Origin of the sequence: Cyanobium sp. LEGE 06143 (genome assembly GCF_015207535.1) — a bacterium.
Lineage (GTDB): Bacteria > Cyanobacteriota > Cyanobacteriia > PCC-6307 > Cyanobiaceae > NIES-981.
Window position 1 is genome coordinate 1 of the sequence record NZ_JADEWP010000311.1, and the last position, 1,234, is coordinate 1,234.

The following is a 1,234-nucleotide window of genomic DNA, read 5'->3' on the forward strand; positions in this document are numbered from 1 at the left end:
CTATTACGTAACGGGCGCCGTCCATCCCCCACCACCAGGTTGCCCCGGAATGGATCCATCAGTACCGCGTTCACTTCGACATGGGCTGGGATCGCTACCGCGCGGTGGTGTTCGAGAACGAGAAGTGGTTGGGCCTCTTCCCTGCCGAGGTCGAGCTCTCGCGCCTGGCCTCCGGTGTGCCGCGCTGGGAAAGCCTCTCGGCTGATGTGAACAGGCTCGCCAGGAGGAGGATGAAGGCGTATGAGGCTTCCTGGAGCACGCCGACCACCGCTTCGGCCGGATCCTCGAGTGCATCGGTGAACGCGACAACACCCTGATTGTGCTGGTGCCGGATAACGGCGCCTCCTCCCAGGGCGGCCCGGTGGGGGCTTTCAACGAATTTGGTTGGTTGAACAAGCGTTGTGGGAGCCTCGAGGGGGTGCTGCCCAGGGTGTACCGGGGCCGCTGCACCGACAACTTGATCGTGCACTGGCCCGCCGGTATAGAAGCCAGGACTAGTTGATGTTCGGTCACTGGGTGACCCATCATGACGACTGGCGGGCCAACTGCCGTTTCCCACGCCTCAGCTATGCCGAAGGCCAGCTGAAGGGCTATCCCCGCGACATAGAGAGCACCATCGAGATCACCCGCGACCTCGACACCCTTGGCTTGGAGCGCCACCACGTGGTGGAGGATCCTGCCAAATGCCGTGATCTGGCAGCCAAGCACCCCGAGAAGCGGCAGGAGCTGATCACCCTCTGCTGGTGTGCGCCCGGCCGCTACCAGCTGTGGCCCCTCCATACACGCCTCTTGGCCGGGACAATGGTGGAGCGCCCCGAGATCACCGCTGATCGCCGGCGCATCGTGCTCTACCCCGACCTCTCTGTGATGCCGATAGGTTTCAGGGGGGCATCACCGGCGGCCTTGGCCATCTCCACGTGGATGGAGCTCCGGTGGCCCAGACGCTCTTCGACACCACAGTGCCGAACGTGTTCGGCCTTGATGGCCTCAGCTGCGGCTACGACTTCGGCGAGGCCGTGAGCGAGGCCTAGAGGACCCCATTCCGCTTCAGCGGCAAGATCCACGCGGAGGTGGAGGTGGAGGAACTCTGCGGCGAGCTGATCCTGGATGAGGAGGCCGAGGTCCGCTGGCTGATGGCACAGCAGGAATCCTGCCGTGGGTTCAAGCCAGGACTGGTGACGCAGCGCTTCTGGGGCGTTGCCTTCCGCAGCTCCCGTTCCCACACTGCGGGTAG

At 64.3% G+C, this 1,234-nt stretch carries 1 protein-coding gene; it reads left to right on the forward strand.

The annotated features are described in order from the left end of the window. Positions 1 to 80: 80 nt before the first annotated feature. On the forward strand, positions 81 to 317 hold the full coding sequence (locus IQ216_RS13880; RefSeq protein ID WP_193815935.1) for a hypothetical protein: 237 nt from the start codon (positions 81 to 83) through the stop codon (positions 315 to 317). The last annotated feature ends 917 nt before the right edge of the window (positions 318 to 1,234 follow it).

Coding starts and splice junctions, on each gene's coding strand:
- IQ216_RS13880 (WP_193815935.1), top strand. CDS start 81: ATGGGCTGGGATCGCTACCGCGCGGTGGTGTTCGAGAACGAGAAGTGG.